The following is an 18,375-nucleotide window of genomic DNA, read 5'->3' on the forward strand; positions in this document are numbered from 1 at the left end:
AAGGAATGGTGAAACTTTGAAAGCTCTTGTTATCATAGATATGACTAACGATTTTGTGTTTGAGACCTACGAATATAAAGGAACGTTATATGAAGGAAAACTTGTAGCCCCTATGGGAAAAGCAATCATCGACAAAATAGCCGGGCTAATTAGAAAGGTAGTACGTGGGGGAACAGTCAGTGTAATCAGGCTTCCGAAAGATCACCTCAATGCCTTTATGAATCCCGAACTCGAACTGAAAGCTGCAGAGCTGGGAATTGATGAAGTATTCATGACAGGTCTGGTTGAGGAGGTCTGCATATACATTAATAGCCTGGGTTTCCTTGAAAGGGGTTTTCGAACAAATACCGTAAAAGGGTGTACAGCGCCTTTCGATGAAGAAAAAGGTAGAGAGGCCTTTAGGGAACTTACGAAATGCGGAGCAAAAATGGTTGACGATGTCCCGGAAAAAGATATAAAAGTTATTCTACTTCTGGAAGACGAGCATGATGAAAACTCCGAAGAGATAAAGTCTGGAGACTGGCCGCCCCATAATATGAAAGGAACCCCCGGAGCCCTGACCGTAAAACCGATTCAGGATGCACTTGAGGGAAGGTATAAATAAGATCTCAAAATGGAAAGACCGAAAGTTAAAGATCTGAAGTTAAAGATCTGAAGTTAAATATCGAAAGTTCTCCTGATAAGTTTAACTCCTTGATGATTCAGGAAAGTAACTTTAGAGCGCTTAAAAGACTTTATTCTGTTAAATTCAGATTAAAAAGCTTTATTTTGTTAAATTCAGATATTAAGGCAATTATTTCAAATACGCCGCTATAAAGCTGGGATCAACGAAAGGTGGATATCCATTTGCAGTAGTATTGGAATAAAGGTGCAGACCTGAAGAAAAGGCAAAATCCAGAGGCTGCAAGTTATAGTTTACCTGAGCCCAGCCTCAGGAATTACACTTATCCCTTATAACCATAACAGGAACCTTAGAGTGACGGACCAGATTTCCTGCAACGCTGCCAAGAAGCAGCCTGTCCAGTCCTTTTTTTCCCAGAGTGCCCATGATAATAATATCCATTTTTTCCTCTTCGGCATACCGGATCAGCTCGTATGAGGGATTGCCTTCAAGAAGGACAGATTCCACATTGATTCCTTTCATCTCTCCTGAGCCTTTTACATAATTTACAGCTTCCTCCCCCTGTCTTTTCCACGCCTCGTATACTGACTTCCAGTAAGGGTCCACACCCAGAGAAAGGGAATCCCCATCAATAGAAGCCAGGTAGTCCGTTGAGACCACATAGATTGCATAAACTGTCCCTCCACTCAATCGAGCAAGTTCTAACCCTTTGTCAACAGCCAGCCTGGAGCAGGCCGAACCGTCGGTTGCAATCATTATTTTCTTAAAATTAACGATTTCCATATAAAAACCCTCAACTACATTATTTCCTTGAGGAAATATAACAGCATCGGGGTTTGTAAAGTGAAAAAACCGTGGAACCTTTTAATTTGGAAGATTTTGATCTTCGGCAATATAAAAAAAGTAAATTTAGTTAGTACCAATCTGCCGTTTGTTAGTTATTTGCTTACCTTTTTTTCAGTATATTGGCTTCGATCCTGATATTACGGCTTTTAATTGAAGTTTATGTTTCCTATTCAGTTTCGTCCGTTATCCGCCTGCAACAGGCGGGATAAGGACTACCAGGTCTCCTTCTTTCAATTCCGTCCCGGACCCTTTAAGGAAGTCTATATCCCTGCCGTTAACCAGAAACCTGACCCTGGGATTCTTGTCCTCAAAGGGTTTTCCCACGGCAACCTTGAAATCCGCTCCGAAGTGGGATTCGAGAACCTTAAGCAGGGTTTCAACCGTATCGCTTGGATGAAGTTCAAAGGGCATTTCATGCACTCCGGTAATCTCGCGAATCGAGGCCAGGAATTTTACGTTTACATTCATTTTATCTTCCCGTCTGAAACCCCATGTCTGAAAACCCCATAAACCCAGCTCTTACCTGCAGGCGAAGCCTTTGATAGCTGCATCTAACTGTAGTTTCGGGTTTTCCGCAGTTTTTATCGGACAATTCCGAGTTCCTTTAACTTTTCTTCAGTGGGCCTTCCGTCAACCCAGCCCCTGAGTTCGTAGTATCTGTCAATCATCTCAGGCACATGGGAAACCTGCCCTTTGGACGGGCCGCTTGTTATTGTTTCTTCCGTGAGGCGCTTTGGAAGGACGTCCTCTGCCCTGCCAAGCCCATAACTGTTGTTTATTACACGTTCGAGGTTTGTGATTCTCTCTCCTATCCTGAGCAATTTTTCAGGGTCAAGCTCCAGGCCTGTAATCGCCTGAAGCATGCCTGCATACTGGGGAAGCCAGATTGCAAAACTGGTAAAGAGGCAGATCACGGTTGAGTTGATTGCAGAAACCGTATCCTGCATGAAAATGGTCCATTCAGGTTTGTTTTCAATGGAATACGGGTCAAGCTTTTTCGGAATTCCAAGGATTTCGGCCGGGATCGTGTAGCCATAGACATGGTCTCCTCCACGGTTTGCGGTTGCATATTCCAGGCCTATGCCCTGGATCGAGCGCGGATCATAGGCTGGCAGCTCCATGCCCTTCACGTTTATGGAAAGTTCGGGAGCCTTATATTTTTCCGCAAGCTTTTTCGAACCAAGTGCCAGGTCTGCTCCGAATCCGGCTTTATATGCCGTTCTCCAGACGCATTCCACCATTGCCGCTGCATCTCCGAATTTAAGGTTTAAGCCCTGCAGACGCTCTTCAGGGATCTTTCCTTTCTCAATAAGTTCCATGGCGCAGGCAATAGTCCCTCCCATAGAAATAGTGTCGATCCCGAACTCATTACAGTAATGGTTGGCTTTTATAACCGCATCAAGCTCTTTTACTCCGCAGTTGGACCCAAGAGCGAAAATGGTCTCATACTCCGGGCCTTCGGTATATTTGACGCTGAAGGGGCCCTCGGGAACAGTGGATCTTCTTCCGCAGATAATAGGACAGCCCCAGCAGCCATTTGTACCTGTAAGATAGGTTGCAGTAAGCCGTTCTCCGCTTTGCTCATCGGCCTCAGGGAAATGGCTATTCTGGAAGTTTCTTGAAGAGTATGCCCCATGTGCATTGACTATATTCACAAGGACCGCGGTCCCGTAGACATGCAGCCCTCCTTTGGGGCCTGTGACCGGGTTTTCCTTAATAAGGTTCATTGCCTCTGCAACTTTTTCGACAAGCATTTCCGGATTTGCAGGTTTCTGTCTTTCATTTCCCGAAACCACTATTGCTTTCAGCTTCTTGCTGCCCATGACAGCGCCTGACCCGGTCCGGCCTGCCGTCCTGTATTCATCGTTCATTATACAGGCCATGGAAATCAGGTTTTCTCCGGCAGGGCCTATGCAGGCGACTGATGTTTTTCTGGGATCCTTTGTAGTCCTGTCGATAAGTTCAGCCGTGACATTAATTGTGGTCATGCCCCAGATTTCGGGAGCTTCCACGAGCTCAGCCTTCCCGTTTATAATGCTCAAGTAGACCGGCTTATCCGAAATTCCTCTGACAATTACTCCGTCATATCCTGCAAATTTCAGATACGTTCCCCATTTTCCTCCCGAGTTTCCGCTCCCCAATCCACCTGTCAGGGGGGATTTGCTGGTAAGAATGTGATAACGTCCGCTCGTGGGTACTCTCGCCCCTGTAGCCGGACCGGTCATGAAAATCAGAAGATTATCCGGATCAAATGGCTGGATATCCTCTCTGAGCTCATCGTATATGAATTTCAGGCCGAGCCCTTTTCCTCCGATGTACATCCTCAGAACTTCTTCGTCAAGCGGTATATCCTTAAGCTCTCCACTTTCAAGATTAACATCCAGGATTTTTCCTACGTATCCCCCTAACATAGATAGCCCTCCCCAAAGGTTTATTTCTTCATTCAAATAACGGCATCTTCCGGTTTCCGGTTCAATTTCCCCTTCCTCCCTTCAAAAGAAGTTTTGATGAGAGCTGCCAGGTAATGAAATGATTTGAGTGTAATACCAATTTGAGTAACCAATTTGATTAGTATTAATTATGCTAAAGTTCCTTTATAAAAGTATTCACGTAAAAAGAATTTGTTGTAAAAATATATTCTGTTTATTAGTTCTCTAAACTTATTAAACCTTTAAAAATAGACTGTATAAACCATCAAAACCGAACTCTTTCAGGTCTCAGGTCAATAAGCTACTATAATGGGTTACAGGATAATATCTACGAATAACTACCATATTACGAATAACTACCATATTACGAATAACTACCATATTACGAATAATTATCATATCATGAATAACATCATATCACGAATGACTATCATATCACGAATAACTATTATATCTAAAAATAAATATCACACACCGTTTTAATTTTAAAGATAAATGTCTGATTTATGTGACTTATATCACCGATCATATCTTTGAACTTTCCTGTACCTTTATTCTTATATCGAATTCGGTACCTTTGTCCTTCCTCATCTCGATTTCACCATCTAACTGGTCTACAAGAATGTTTACGAGCTGCAGACCAAGCGTGTCTGAATTCTCTAAATCAAGTTTCCCAGGAATTCCTACTCCGTCATCTGAGATAATCAGGGTATACCCCGTACATTTTCCAGTAATTTCTTTTTCATTACTACCTGGTGAATTTCCGGCTTTCTCTTCTTTGAATAATTTAATCCGAATTTCTCCTCTATTCCTGCCTGGAAATGCATGTTTTAATGAATTGGAAACCAATTCATTAACAATTATTCCCAATGGGACCGCAATATCCATGTCAAAGAAAATATCTTTTTCAAGATCCGTTTTTAAGCTGATCTCAGCATTTCCAAGGTTATATGTTTGAAAAAGGTTCTCAACGAGCTTTTCAAGGTATGGGGAAAAGTTCAGGGTATTGTCTCCTTCGCCTTCATGCAATTCTTCATGGATCAGGGCAATGGACATTACTCTGTCCTGGCTTTCCCTGAAGGCGGCTAGAACTTCTGAGTCCTTAATATCTTCTCTGTTATTGAATTTCTCAGCCTGAAGGTCAAGCAGGGAAGAGATTACCTGCAGATTATTCTTAATTCTGTGGTGGATTTCCTGTTTGCGGGCAATCTCGATATTTTTCAGAGCTTCTTCAGCCTTTTTACGTTCAGTAATATCGGTGAGCATGCCCATCGAGCCCATAAACTTGCCATCCTTATCAAGAAGGGATTTAGCATTTACGAGCACCCATGAGTATGAGCCATCCTTACGTATTAATTTCAATTCGTGGCTCTCATTGACACCCCTCCGCCTCCTTTCCAGACTAAGTTTGAGGTTAGTCTTACATTCTTCGTCGGCAAAGTCCAGTATAGATCTGCCAATCATTTCTTCCTGACTGTATCCTAACATCTCCGCCATTTTCTCATTGACGTAAGTAGTCCTTGTTTCAGCGTCAAGTATCCATATACCTTCATTTGCTGTCTCTACGATATTGCGGTACTTTTCCTCGCTTTCCCGAAGTTCTTCTTCTACTCTTTTTCTTTCGGTTATATCTCTGGAAATGAACGAGGTCGCAGTCAGCTTTCCATGGCTATCAAAAACCGGAGAAAGAGTTATTGAAACGTCTATTATCTTCCCGTCCTTTCTTAACCGTGAAGTCTCATGATGGCGGATTTTCTTTCCCTTTTTGACCATCTCAGTTAATTTTTTTGTTTCTTCATCTAAATGGGATGGAGCCAGGATGGAAGCGGTCTTTCCAAAAATTTCTTTAGCTGAATAACCATAAACCTGCTCTGCTCCTTTGTTCCAGCTTGTAATAACGCCGTCAAGTGATATAGTTCCAATAGCATCATTTGACGATTCCACAATATTCGCTAAGCTCTGAATTTTCTCTTCTGATTTTTCACGCTCAGTAATATCCTGAACCGTCCCTCTCATTCGAACAGGATTATTTCTCTCATCAAAAATAACTTCTCTTTCTGAATGGACTATGCGCTCTTCTCCGTCAGGCCGAACTATTCTATAATCAGTAGCATAAACTTTTCCATCGAAGGCTTCACCAGTTGAGCTACATACATAATCCCTGTCCTCTGGATGTACGTAACTTAAAAATTTATCATAAGTTATGCATTCTTGAGGGGAACGCCCAAAAATACGGTACATTTCCTCAGACCAGTGTAATTTACCAATTACAAGATCATTATCCCAATTTCCAATATGAGCCATCTTTTGAGCTTCAGCAAGACCTCTTTCACTCTCTTTCAAAGAGTTATAAGCTTTCTCAAGCTCTGAGGTACGCTCTTTTACTTTTTCTTCTAAATTGTCATGTGCCTTTTTTAGGGCTTCTTCTGTTTTCTTACGTTCAGTAATATCGCGTGCAGCAGCAAAAACCCCAATAACCTTACCATTCTCGTCTCTATAAACTGAGGCATTGTACAAAACCGGAGTTATGCATCCATCTTTATGTTGAACCTCCAGAGGATAATCCCGGACTTCGCCATCGGTAAACACTTGCTGATAGCCTGCAAGGGCTTTCTCAGGCTCAGTAAAGTAATCTGAAAAATCAGTCCCAATTAAATCATTTCTGGAATATCCGGTAACCTGTTCTGTAGCACCATTCACATCCGTAATTTTGCCATCAGGCCCAATGGTCACCAGTGGGTCAAGGCTTGCTTCAATCAGACTGCGATTATAAAGATTTGATAGTCTGAGAGCTTCTTCCGCCTTTTTCCTCTGCAGCGCCTGCGTCACCGCCGGCACGATAGCTTCAAGATCCTCCTGCTGCTCGCAGTTATAGCCGCCTTCGCGGTTTGCGACCGCGATCACACCCATTGTCTTCCCATTCTGGACAAGAGGCACGCCAAGAAATGACGTGAGTGGAGGATGTCCGCAAGGAACACCGATACTGTCGGGATGTGACTGCGGATCATTGGTAAAGAAGCTTTTCTCGTTGATGATGACACTGCCATACAAACCATGGATAATAAAATTGCTTGGGGAACGGCGATGCCCTGTTTTGTCGGACATAAGGCACTGTTCCCATCCAAGCTCGCTTTTTGCAACATCGTGTAGTAGCCCGTCAGAGCCCATTTCATTAATGAAACCAAACTGGCTGCCGGTCACTTCCAGAGCTACAGACAAACACGCATTTCCCAGTTCTTCTTCTGTTTTTGCCTGCACTACATTGCTGAAAATTTTATTGATTCCCTCAAGAATGCGATTGTATCTGAGCATCCTGTGTTCTTCTTGCTTGCGTTTGGTAATATCATCAAACAGGGTATATACCTGGAAAGGCTTGTCTTCTCCAGTCCGGAAAAGGGGAACAGCATTAATATTGATCCAGCGGTAGCAGTTCTCCCGAGGATTATAAACTCCCATCATCACATCTTGAACTTTCTTTCCTGTTCGGAGGGATATCATAGCTGGATGCTCGAGTCCCGGGAACGGAGAGCCATCTTCCCGGATAGTAAGGTCCTCCTCACCCACAGAAGAGCTGCCCAGGAACTCAGCCGGAGTCTTGCCAAGAATACGCTCTGCTGCGGGATTCATGGAGATTATCTTACCGCTGGCGTCCTGGTAGACCACACCTTGAAGCATAGTCTCATATAAGAGTCGAGAATGTTGCTCAGACTGGAGAAGATCCTCTTCTGTCTGCTTGAGCCTGGTGATGTCGCTAAAGACCGCAATGAAACGATTACCTCCCATCGGGCTTGCAAATACTTCAAACCACTTGCCAAGAGAAGCGTTGTATTCTTCGAAGTGCATTCCCATACCTGTACGAACAACCTCTCCGTAGCGATCCAGCCATGTCTGCTCGACTATAGGGAGTAGTTCTTTGAAACCCCGACCTATAATCTGCTCTCGCCTGAGACCTGAATACTTTTCATACGCGAGATTAACATCAAGAATGATATTGTCGATGGGCTGACCTTTTTCATTAAAAACGATCTCACCAATCTCTACTGCCTGTTCAATCAAATTGAAGAGCTTCTGGTATTTCTCTTCGTTCTCTAGAGTCTTTTCTTCAAGCTCTTTCTGGTCACTTATATCGAATCCAGAAATGTTTACACACTCTTGTATGGATAAGGGGTGAAAAATAACCAGGTATACACTTTTTCCCGCGTTAACTTCCATTTTTTCCGGGCTATTCCGGGAAATTACCCTTCGCACAATATCTCCGATGCTCGAAGGCAATTTTTCTCCTACTCTCACGCCCCACTCATACAACAAGGGGTCGCCTGCCTTATTTGAGTAAAGAACAGTACCGTCCTTTCCAACACTGAGCACAGGATTTGGATTTATAGCTGGAGATTGCCCCATTTTATCTTTCATTTTCCCCTCAGGCTCCCTCTCTTAGGCGAATATGCCGAACCTTTTTATTCATTTATATTGCTGGATTTAATGCCTGTTTATCTTTTTCTGTTACTGTAAACTTGATAGTAAATTCAGTCCCATTGTTTCTTTTCACTTCAAGTTCCCCATCTAATTGATCTACAAGGGAAGTTACAAGCTGAAGCCCCAGGCTGTCGAGGTCTTCAATATCAAGGTTTTCAGGAATCCCTATGCCGTTATCGGAAACTGTCAGAACGAAATCAGAGCTCTTACAGCCATAGCTTTTGTATTCTCCTTTTTCTTCTCTACGGAGTTTGATCTGGATTTCTCCTTTATCCTTTTCAGGAAATGCATATTTGAGGGAGTTTGAAACCAGTTCGTTGATGATTATCCCTAATGGAATAGCAGCATCCATATCTAAAAAAAGGTTCTCTTCCAGATCGAGATTTAAGCTAACATCGGTTCCGAGCCTGTATGTCAGGAGTAGATTATCAGCTAATTCCTTGATGTATTGAGAAAAGTTAAGCACATCGATATTTTCACCTTTGTACAATTCCTCATGTATAAGGGCAATAGAAAGAACTCTGTCCATGCTTACTTTGAAAGCGTTCAGCACTTCTGAATCTCGAATATTATTTTTGCCTTTAAACATCTCAGCCTGTAGGTCCAGAAGAGAGTAGATTACCTGAAGATTATTCTTGATTCTATGATGGATTTCCTTTTTACGGGCAATTTCGAAATTCCTGAGAGCTTCTTCAGCTTCTTTTCGCTTTGTAATGTCAGTGTGGAGGTTCAGAGTTCCAAAAAACTTACCATCCTTATCAAAAAGAGATTTGGAATTTGTATGTGTCCAGATAGGGTAGCCGTCTTTACGTATAAATTTAATTTCAAAGCTCTCATTGACGTTACTCCATCCTTTATCTAACTTCTGTTTGATAATAGCCTTACTTTCATCACTGAGAAGGTCCCACATCGGTCTGCCAGTGAGTTCTTCTGAACTGTAACCAAACAGATCTTCAATCTTCTTATTGACGAAAGTAATTCTTTCTTCAGCATCAATTATGCTTATGCCTTCATTTGCTGTTTCTACGATGTTACGGTACTTTTCTTCACTTTCCAGAAGTTTTTCTTCTATTTTTTTTCTTTCTGTTATATCTCTGGAAATGAAAGAGACAGCAATAAGCTTTCCATAGGAATCAAAAACCGGAGAAAGAGTTATCGAAACGTATATTGGCACACCGTCTTTTCTTAACCGTAAGGTCTCGTAACGTTGGACTTTTTTCCCATGTTTGATCTCTTCAATTAGTTTTATAGTTTCTTTATCTAAATGAGGGGGAGCAAAGATGGACACGGGTTTTCCCAAAACTTCTTCCACCGAGTAACCATAAACCTGCTCAGCTTCCTGATTCAAGCTGGTAATGATGCCATCTAGAGACATAGTTCCAATAGCATCGTTTGATGATTCAACAATATTTGCCAGGATTTTGATCTGTTCTTCTGCTCTTTTTATCTCAGTAATGTCCTGAACTGTTCCTTTCACTTGAATAGGGTTATTTTCCTCATAAAAAACAATCTCAGCTTCTGTATGGACTATGCGTTCTTCTCCATTAGCTAAAATTATTCTATAGTCACCCTTAATAGGTTCTCCATCTAAACCCTTTTTTATGGCATTATTCACACGGTCTCGGTCATCGGGATGTACATAAGTTAGAAATTCGTCGTAAGTTGCGCCTGATTCTTGAGGGGAACGTCCAAATATGCGATATAGCTCTTCAGACCAACATACTTCGCCAGTTACAAGATTCCAACCCCAATTTCCAATATGAGTCATCTTTTGAGCTTCCGCAAGCCCCTGTTCACTTTCTTTCAATGATTCATAAGCCTTTTCAAGCTCTGCTGTGCGTTCTTTAACTAATTTTTCCAAATTGTCATGCACTTTTTTTACAGCTTCTTCTGCTTTTTTTCGTTCAGTAATATCGCGTGCAGCAGCAAAAACCCCAATAACCTCACCATTCTCATCTCTATAAACTGAAGCATTGTACAAAACCGGAGTTATATTTCCATCTTTATGTTGAATCTCCAAAGGATAATCCCGAACTTCGCCATCGTTGAACACTTGCTGATAGCCTGCAAGGGCTTTTTCAGGCTCAGTAAAGTAATCTGAAAAATCAGTCCCAATTAAATCATTTATGGAATATCCGGTAACCAGTTCCGTAGCGCCATTCACGTCCGTAATCTTGCCATCAGGCCCGATGGTTACCAGTGGGTCAAGGCTGGCTTCAATAAGGCTGCGGTTGTAAATATTTGATAATCTAAGAGCTTCTTCTGCCTTTTTATTCTCAGTAATATCTCTGGTGATAGTAGAGATAGCCACAAGCTTTCCAGAAGCGCCAAAAACCGGAGAAAGAGTAACTGAAACATTTATTATTGTTCCATCCTTTTTCATCCGCAAAGTTTCGTAGTGATGAACCCTTTCTCCCTGTTTAATTATTTCAACTAGTTTTTTTGTTTCTCCTTTAAAATCATCTGGTTCAAGTACGGATATGTTTTTTCCCAGAACTTCTTCAGCCATATATCCATAAATTTTCTCTGCGCCATTATTCCAGCTGGTAATAATACCATCAAGAGACTTAGTTAGAATTGCATCATCAGATGACTCCACAGCGTTCGCAAGTGTTCGAATTTTTTCTTCTGCCTTTTTAAGTTCGGAAATATCACGTGCTGCAGCAAAGACCCCAATTATTTCGCCAGCTCCGTCTTTGTAGACTGAGGCATTATATAAAACAGGAGTTATATGCCCATCTTTATGTTGAATTTCGAGAGAATAGTTACGGACCAACCCTTCCTTGAACGCACGTTGATAACCTTCTCTGGCTTTTTCAGGCTCAGTGAAATAGTCTGAGAAGTCGGTGCCTATAAGTTCGTCTCTAGAACGGCCTGTAACTGTTTCAGTGGAGTTATTGACATCAGTTATTTTTCCGTCTGGCCCAATTGTTACTAAGGGATCAAGGCTGGCTTCGATAAGGCTGCGATTATAAAGATTTGATAATCTTATAGTTTCCTCAGCCTTCTTGCGCTCGGTAATGTCTATGAATGCAGAAATAGATCCGCGTAGGTTTCCCTGCTCGTCACGCAAGGGCCTTGCATTGCCCAATACGTGCCGTATTTCACCATCAGAAGATATAATCTCCAGCTCGAAGTCGTTTACCTCTATGCCTGCAGCAGCCATCTGCGACGGCATATTTGCAGGCTGTATCTCCACCCCGTCCTTAAATAAACTAAAGATCTCGGGCCTCTTTCCTTCAGGAGCGGACTTGGAAAAATTTGTACCCACAGGAATACGTATCCATTCATAGGAGAGGCGGTTACCAGTTATCTGAAGCGCCTGGGGATCATGTGCTATAAACACAGTAACAGGCACGGCATCCAATACTGCTTCAAGTTCCTCCGAGCGAGCCCGCTCACGTTTCTCGCTCTCTCGCAGTGCGTCAACCAGTGTCTCGCGTTCTGCCAGCGACTGGGCAAGTTTGAGATTGCTGTAGCCTAGCTTCGAGACCATATTGGCAAACGTCGTAAGGAAAGACATGCCTGTGTCCACAGCCGTCGGGCTCAACCTCGGAACTCTTTCAAGCGCGGCTATATATTCCTCTTCATTGAATCCATAGTGTCTGGCCTGAGACCGGAAAAGCTCATAGTCCAGAGGCTCGTCCTCAAAAAAGAACTGCCCTGAAAAGGCATAGCCGACGTGCTGGTTACCCACAATGATTGGGGTAGCTATATCCCACATATTGTTTTTGCACTTGTAAAGCTTAAACTCTCCAGGGGGAACACCCGAGGATAGCTTTATATCGCTTTCCACGCAATGCTTGCAGGCGTCGGGGTGAATCCTATGAAATTTTGTGCAGATGTCCTGCCATCCAACCCCTACCAGAACGTTGCCTTTGAGATCAACCAGGGCCATAGTAATGTGAGCAAGCTTATATAAGTCATCCATGAGGTACTGGATCACCCTGGCATCAATGATGTCTGCCAGCTCCAGGTTCGCCACCTCTCTGGCAGGCGGGAGCATATTTCCCGCTTTCAGCCTGATGTTCTGCTTATTCTGAGGCATAATTTCCTCGGTCGTCTTACTCTCTGTGAGATTTCTCCGCCCGGAATTTTCTATTCGCTCCCATTTTCCTTCCTTTTTAACCAGAGTGAATTGATGATTTGAGGCAATATCTATGGTTTCAGTTACATCGTGCGCATCGAGAGAATAGGTACATAGAGCTATTATAGGGTAGTTTCTAATAATAGTGTCCACTTTTTTCTCATAATAAACGAAATTACCCCAATCCTCTCTTTTCAGCCAAAAAGAATTACCGCCCAACCTCAGCCCATCATAATCTCTTGCCAGACCTTGATCGAATTTTTCAACCCAGCCATTTAAAGCTCTTTCCGAATCGAAAATGCCTTCTTTTATATACCAATCATTGTAGGGAATAATTTCAATTTGGCCATTTTCCAGATAAATATCAAGGTCAGGAATCGTTTTTCTCAAGGCTTCCTTTGCCTCTTCCGAATCTAGAGGGTATGTTGTGATCCACAGGCAAAATTCATTATTTTCCAGTCCTGCTTTGAAGTAAGGAACAAGTATTTCCGTCAAATCTTCCTTTGTCCGGTAGAACTGGCAGAAGTGTACTCCCCAGGGCAAATCTCCAATAATATCGATACCAGATATTCTCAGTTTTTCATTCATTCTGTACCTTTCCCAACAACTAAACATAATCTTTCAAGATTATATTACATTCTATATTAGCAATTAATTTTGAGACTAGGGAACTTTTTTGAAGCTCCTGGCAAATTAGCAAATATACCCCCAAATATTTTTAAAAAAAGAATCGTTCTACCTTGTAATTTTAATATATCTTTAGAAATAAAATTGCTAGTATATGAACGTTTTTACCCTGACCTCGTTAACATTAAGCCAAGAAGCTATTTTCCTAAAGAACTCATAAAGAAGTTCTTCAAATATATAAAAATTTTAAATTTTCAGGTGAATCTCGAGCTTTAGAAAATAATCATGCTTTAGTTATATATTCGTACCTGACATCGGCCTGTACTATCTCTGGCACCTGCCCCCACATGCCGATGTATTCCCCCTGAATCACAAGTGCCCCTCTTATTCCCGGAATCCCCTTTACGGCTTTGAAAGAATCTTCTACTGATTCCTTTCCGATGCCGACCTCGTTTCCAAGAGCCGTTGCAGCTGCATCCGCCAGGGAAACGTCATCCGAGAACACTGCAGCTGCATCCGCCATCCCGAAACTGATCGAGGGGCCAACCGTCCCTGCTGAGGTGCATACGCCTGTAATCGAGTCTCTGGGCTCGAAAACCAGGCCCAGGTTTTTTACGGGGGACTGTCCCGCGTAGATCCCAACCACAACAGGCCTGTCATTGATGAGTGCGATATCCCCTCCATTATCGACAATAGCGTATCTGGCCCCGGCTTCAACCATCGCTTCCACTGCAAGCGCCGAAATCGTACCTGCAACCGCACTCATTGGGCCTATACTCATAGTGTTTCCGGCTTTTATCATCCTCCTTACAACTTCAGGGGCATTTTCCGGGCATTCATAGGGTTCGAGAGTAAGCTGAAAATAAGGGTCGGATAGAATATACGTCTCAAGGGCTGCCCTGTGGATGCGGATCGCTTCTTTTGCAGCTTCGATATGGGCCTGGTTGTTGGCCGCAATCGTAACTATGGTTTCCTTGAGCTGGAAATGTTCTTTAATCGGGGAACTGGCAGGCTCTTTAGCGGGCTCTTTCATGGGATCTGGCATGAGATCCAGATAGGATTTATTGCTTAAAAAATAGGTGCTCCCGAGTTCCCGCAAGCCTTTTCACAAGCCTTTTCAAAAAAGGCTTGAGCGAAAACGACTTAACGGTGTGATAAACCGGTGCAACGGTTTCAGCGCAACGGTTTCAAAACAGGTTTGAGCGAAAAAGTAGTGAAGGGGTGGTCGCAAGCCTGTTTTTAGAAGGTTTGAGTGAAAATCCGTAGAAGGCAAAGGGGTTTAAAAATTTTCTTAAACCAGGCCCCTGCGCCTTTCACTTCTATATTCCTCGAAGAGACTTTGCAATTCGTCCTGTTTGGCTTTGTGGCGTTTTTCATCGGCTTCTTTTTCCCAGGCTGCGATTGCGGCTTTGAGGGTTGCGGGTTCGGCCATTGCAAAGTCTTCAGCCCTTTCAAGCGGGACATCCTTTAAGACCGGCACATCTCCTTTAAAGAAGGTTTCACTGGCTGCGTGCGAAATGTCCTCAGGGATGAGTACGGCACGGACTCCGGCTTCTACCAGGATCTGAGCTGTTGCGGCTCCGCCTCCGCTTGGATTTTCCAGAAAAACTACATCGCCTGTCTTAAGCCCGTATTTTTCCTTTGTCTCGGCAATGGATTCCTTCGTAAAGGCGGCAATAACTTTAACAGCCGTGCCTTCGCCGCGGACTTCCATCTTCTGGATTTTACGCAGCTTGTTGCTTCTGCGCCGCAGCTCTTTTACGGTTTTGTTTTTATGGCTGAGCTCTTTTTTCAGGTTTTCAATGTTTTCGTCCCTTATCTGGATTTCTTTTGATTTCCTTACTTCGCTGTAGGCTTCCTTTTTGAAGCTGTTCAGCCTTGACTCAAGTTTTGAGATCTTCCTGTCTTTTGCAATCAGTTCTTCTTTTAATTCCTCAAGATATGCCTGCAGGTTCTGAATCTGCTCGTTCTGCCGCTGGACAGTTTCCCTGATTTTAAGGAGTGATTCATCTACTGGCCTGTCTTCCGGCTTTTCGGCACGCTCTCTCGATTTTGGTTTTTCAGGCTCACCTGAGGCCCGGACTTTTTCAATTGCAGCTTCTATTGAAGCTCCACGGATTACATGAAACTTAATCAGCTCGAGGTCTGAATTCTGCGGGGCTTTCTTTTCAATTCGGGTAAAGATATTCTTGTAGCTCCTGTAGGTGAGAAGAGCCGCAGTCAGTGCATCCCTTTCATGGTCATTTGAATAGCCAAAAGTCTTTCCAAGCGCAATTTTTTCCTCGGCAGAAACCTCGATCCCGGGACTTGCAGGGACTGCATTGAAACTCCTTCTGATTTTCTCAACCGAACCCGGCATTGGAGTTACGTCACTTGCTATAACTGCAGGCTTTCCGTACTCCGCGATAAGCTTGACCACTTCGTCAGGAGCTATTCCCCTGAAACTTTTCAAGTAGAGAAGGTCTCCATCAAGAGAGAGAATTGCTATTCCCACAGTTGTTCCGGGGTCGATTCCCACGATCGTAAACTTACGTCTAGTGTTCTTCGGTCTAAGGGGAACGTACCGGATTTTATCGCGTTCAACGCTTCTTACGCTTACCTGAGCATCGTTGCTTGCCATTGGATGTATCGGTATCTCTCCGCGTTTTGCATAAACAGTGAATTCAGATCTGACATACCCTCCGAAACCTTTTACATTTACGGCTTCGAACCTGATGCCTTTTTCCCTGGAGAGATCTCTCAGGGCATTCTCAATCTCCCTGCTTCTTTGCAGCACAGCTCCGTGTACCTTCCTGCGGTACCTGTTCTGGCTCCAGCCTCCCCTTCCAAGGGAACGGGCTCTGCTGACTTTAATCTTTGTAATATCTTCAAAGAGGGAAACCTCATGCCCAACCCCCATATCTGCAAGGCGGGCACATGCTTCGGCTTCATCATTCGGGTTTTCAGGGTCAAAAGAAAACCCGTGTTTCCGTGCTAGCCTGACAAGCGGTTCAGGATGCAGCCCACCTGTGACCTGAACAAGTTTAACGCCATCAGGCAGCCGTTCCATAAGAGAAAGGAGCTCGCTTCTATCGGCTGCGAGCTCGAAAATATTGTCAACAGCTATTATCTCCGGCCTTTCCCTCTGGATCATGTTAAAGATCTTCTGGCGACGGAGCATACTTTGATGGGAAACTTCCCCGTCCTTAAGGATAGCTAGTGCATACCTGGGAAGTTCCCTTGCCCTGGGAGAGCCCCGGGCAATATCAATTCCGTAGATAATCCTTTTTTGCATGAGCCTCTATATTTTATTTTTTATAGAATATATATTTAACTGCATTCTTTTTTATTATTTAAATCTATTTACTAATATGATTTGCAGAGTTATTTATCGCGAATTCAGGATAGATGGGTACAACCTATGGGTACAACCCGATAGATTTTTCAGCCGATGCCCGAATAGAGTAGAGCAGACTTCTTTTGGTCTGTAAATAATAAACTTTTTTCAAGATTATCTGCTTCGGTTTTAATCACTCGTCAGCGACAGTCCTCAGTAGCCTGATATTTTATTTCTTAGCACTCCGACTAATTCTTGTCAGTATACAGAATACCCACTCCTCAGTGTCTACATTCCGGTAGCTTATTCTCTTCGATCTATTTTTTAATATGGAAAAACTCGATTTACTAACCCACAAATGTGCAAAAATAGGGTGAAAGGATGATTAGCCTTCCATCCATTATTTTTGATCAAATTTTATCTTTTTATACCAAAAATAAATATCTGTTTCATACATCAAACATCGATATTTTCTTTCTTTTTATCTCCACTTTCTTTTTATCTCCACTTAGTACTGCTGGCTGTTATTCTCAGTTTTTGCCACGGTTTATCGCTTACTATCAGCCGATTCTATGGCATTGTCATCCTTTGAGCTGCTTTTTGCAGGCACAGGAGTCTTAGCCGTTTTTGAGGCAGTAATGTCAGTAAGCTCAGGGCCGGAATTTGTAAGATCCATGCCGGGACTTAAAAGATCTGTACCCGGATCTGCAACAGGAGGCGTCTGCTGCTGTGGATCGGATACAGGTACAAGAGGCAGGTAATCGGTAAAGTTCGTTCCATTATACTTTACATCTGCAATGCCGTTTTCATCCTTATCCGGCGCGGTTTGAGAGAAACCTGTCCCGTCGGGGCTTGCCCAGAAGTTGCCTCCCATATAAGGACCTCCGACAATGTTTGTACCTGCCTTCTTTACTGTATTCCAGGTATTTCTCCTGTTTCCGACGTGTACATTCAGAGTATTATTGAGATAATTATTGAATATAGTGTTGTTATCACAGGCTGGACACATGGAAAGACCTGAGATATAATTGAAAGCAAGAATATTTCCGGAAAGCGTACTGTTATCCGAGAAATTCAGACGAATACCCCATATGTTTTCATTAACCGTATTTCCGGAGATTATACTGTAATTTGAATGTGATATCCACATTCCGTACCGGATATTCTCCGAGAGATTATTCCCTGAAATTATACTCAGGTTTGAATTTGTCAGGTAAATTCCCATATCGTTCCTGCTTATCGTATTATTATTGAGATTGTTGCTGCTTGAATTTATAAGGTAAAAACCGTGACCCGCATTCGAGCTTACCAGATTCCCGGTCAGGTTGTTGTTACTGCAATTATTCTCCAGAATAATTCCGTGACGGTTTGAATCGGCACTGTTATTTGAGAGTATATTCCCTTCCGAGTGCATGAGCTGAATTCCGGATTTCTCGCTCAGGTTCATTTTATTGTCTGAAATCGTATTATTTTTTGAGTTACTCAGATATAGCCCGAAATAATTTTCCGAAAGGTCATTGTTACTTATGGTACAGTAACTGCATCCGGCTAGATGGACCCCTGTTACCTGGGCGTATTGGGTTGATCGGACTTTAAACCCGTTAACTGTTGTATTATTTGCTCGTATGTGAAATACATTTACTTTAGGGTTGTTTGCCGTAACTATTGTATCCTCAGGATTCCCGGATTCTGACCTTATTGTCAGGTTTTGTATACCGATTATTATGTTCTCGGTATAATTACCGGGTTTTACAATTATTACATCTCCCGAACTTGTATTATTTACCGCGCCCTGTATTGATTCTCCTGGCTGGACGAGAATCTCGACCGCAGTCCCTGTACTCGAGCCTAATGTGAAAATAAGAAAAGCTACAGCTAAGCTGACAAACCTGTTTATTTAAATCCCCCGCATTCAATGTAAATTATTATTTAAGCTTTTATTAATAGGCTAGAATTTAAACATTAAACCATATGA

The 18,375-nt window shown here is 42.9% G+C and carries 9 protein-coding genes; 1 reads left to right on the plus strand and 8 read right to left on the minus strand.

Annotated features, from left to right (window positions below; genetic code table 11):
• Positions 1–40: 40 nt before the first annotated feature.
• Positions 41–604, plus strand: a complete 564-nt coding sequence (locus tag ACPK8D_RS03860) for a cysteine hydrolase family protein (protein WP_424716525.1) — start codon at positions 41–43, stop codon at positions 602–604.
• Between the two features lie 327 nt (positions 605–931).
• Here ACPK8D_RS03860 and ACPK8D_RS03865 read toward each other — a convergent pair whose 3' ends face one another.
• From ACPK8D_RS03865 to ACPK8D_RS03900, 8 genes are all read right to left on the minus strand, one after another.
• Complete coding sequence (locus ACPK8D_RS03865) at positions 932–1,405, minus strand: universal stress protein (protein ID WP_424716526.1); 474 nt, start codon at positions 1,403–1,405, stop codon at positions 932–934.
• A gap of 246 nt (positions 1,406–1,651) precedes the next feature.
• Positions 1,652–1,936 carry a MoaD/ThiS family protein gene (locus ACPK8D_RS03870; protein WP_424716527.1) on the minus strand — a complete coding sequence of 95 codons (285 nt, stop codon included), beginning with the start codon at positions 1,934–1,936 and terminating at the stop codon, positions 1,652–1,654.
• A gap of 113 nt (positions 1,937–2,049) precedes the next feature.
• Positions 2,050–3,879, minus strand: a complete 1,830-nt coding sequence (locus ACPK8D_RS03875; protein ID WP_424716528.1) for an aldehyde ferredoxin oxidoreductase family protein — start codon at positions 3,877–3,879, stop codon at positions 2,050–2,052.
• 543 nt (positions 3,880–4,422) lie between these two features.
• Positions 4,423–8,307, minus strand: a complete 3,885-nt coding sequence (locus ACPK8D_RS03880; protein ID WP_424716529.1) for a PAS domain S-box protein — start codon at positions 8,305–8,307, stop codon at positions 4,423–4,425.
• A 52-nt stretch (positions 8,308–8,359) separates the two neighbouring features.
• Positions 8,360–13,045 (minus strand): PAS domain S-box protein, encoded by a 4,686-nt coding sequence (locus tag ACPK8D_RS03885; RefSeq protein WP_424716530.1) that lies wholly within the window; start codon positions 13,043–13,045, stop codon positions 8,360–8,362.
• A gap of 322 nt (positions 13,046–13,367) precedes the next feature.
• Positions 13,368–14,129, minus strand: a complete 762-nt coding sequence (locus tag ACPK8D_RS03890) for a UPF0280 family protein (RefSeq protein WP_424716643.1) — start codon at positions 14,127–14,129, stop codon at positions 13,368–13,370.
• Positions 14,130–14,375: 246 nt separating this feature from the next.
• On the minus strand, positions 14,376–16,358 hold the full coding sequence (locus tag ACPK8D_RS03895; RefSeq protein WP_424716531.1) for a DUF460 domain-containing protein: 1,983 nt from the start codon (positions 16,356–16,358) through the stop codon (positions 14,376–14,378).
• Positions 16,359–16,947: 589 nt separating this feature from the next.
• Positions 16,948–18,297 carry a right-handed parallel beta-helix repeat-containing protein gene (locus ACPK8D_RS03900; protein ID WP_424716644.1) on the minus strand — a complete coding sequence of 450 codons (1,350 nt, stop codon included), beginning with the start codon at positions 18,295–18,297 and terminating at the stop codon, positions 16,948–16,950.
• Positions 18,298–18,375: the final 78 nt, after the last annotated feature.

Origin of the sequence: Methanosarcina sp., assembly GCF_049706645.1 — an archaeon.
Taxonomy (GTDB): domain Archaea; phylum Halobacteriota; class Methanosarcinia; order Methanosarcinales; family Methanosarcinaceae; genus Methanosarcina.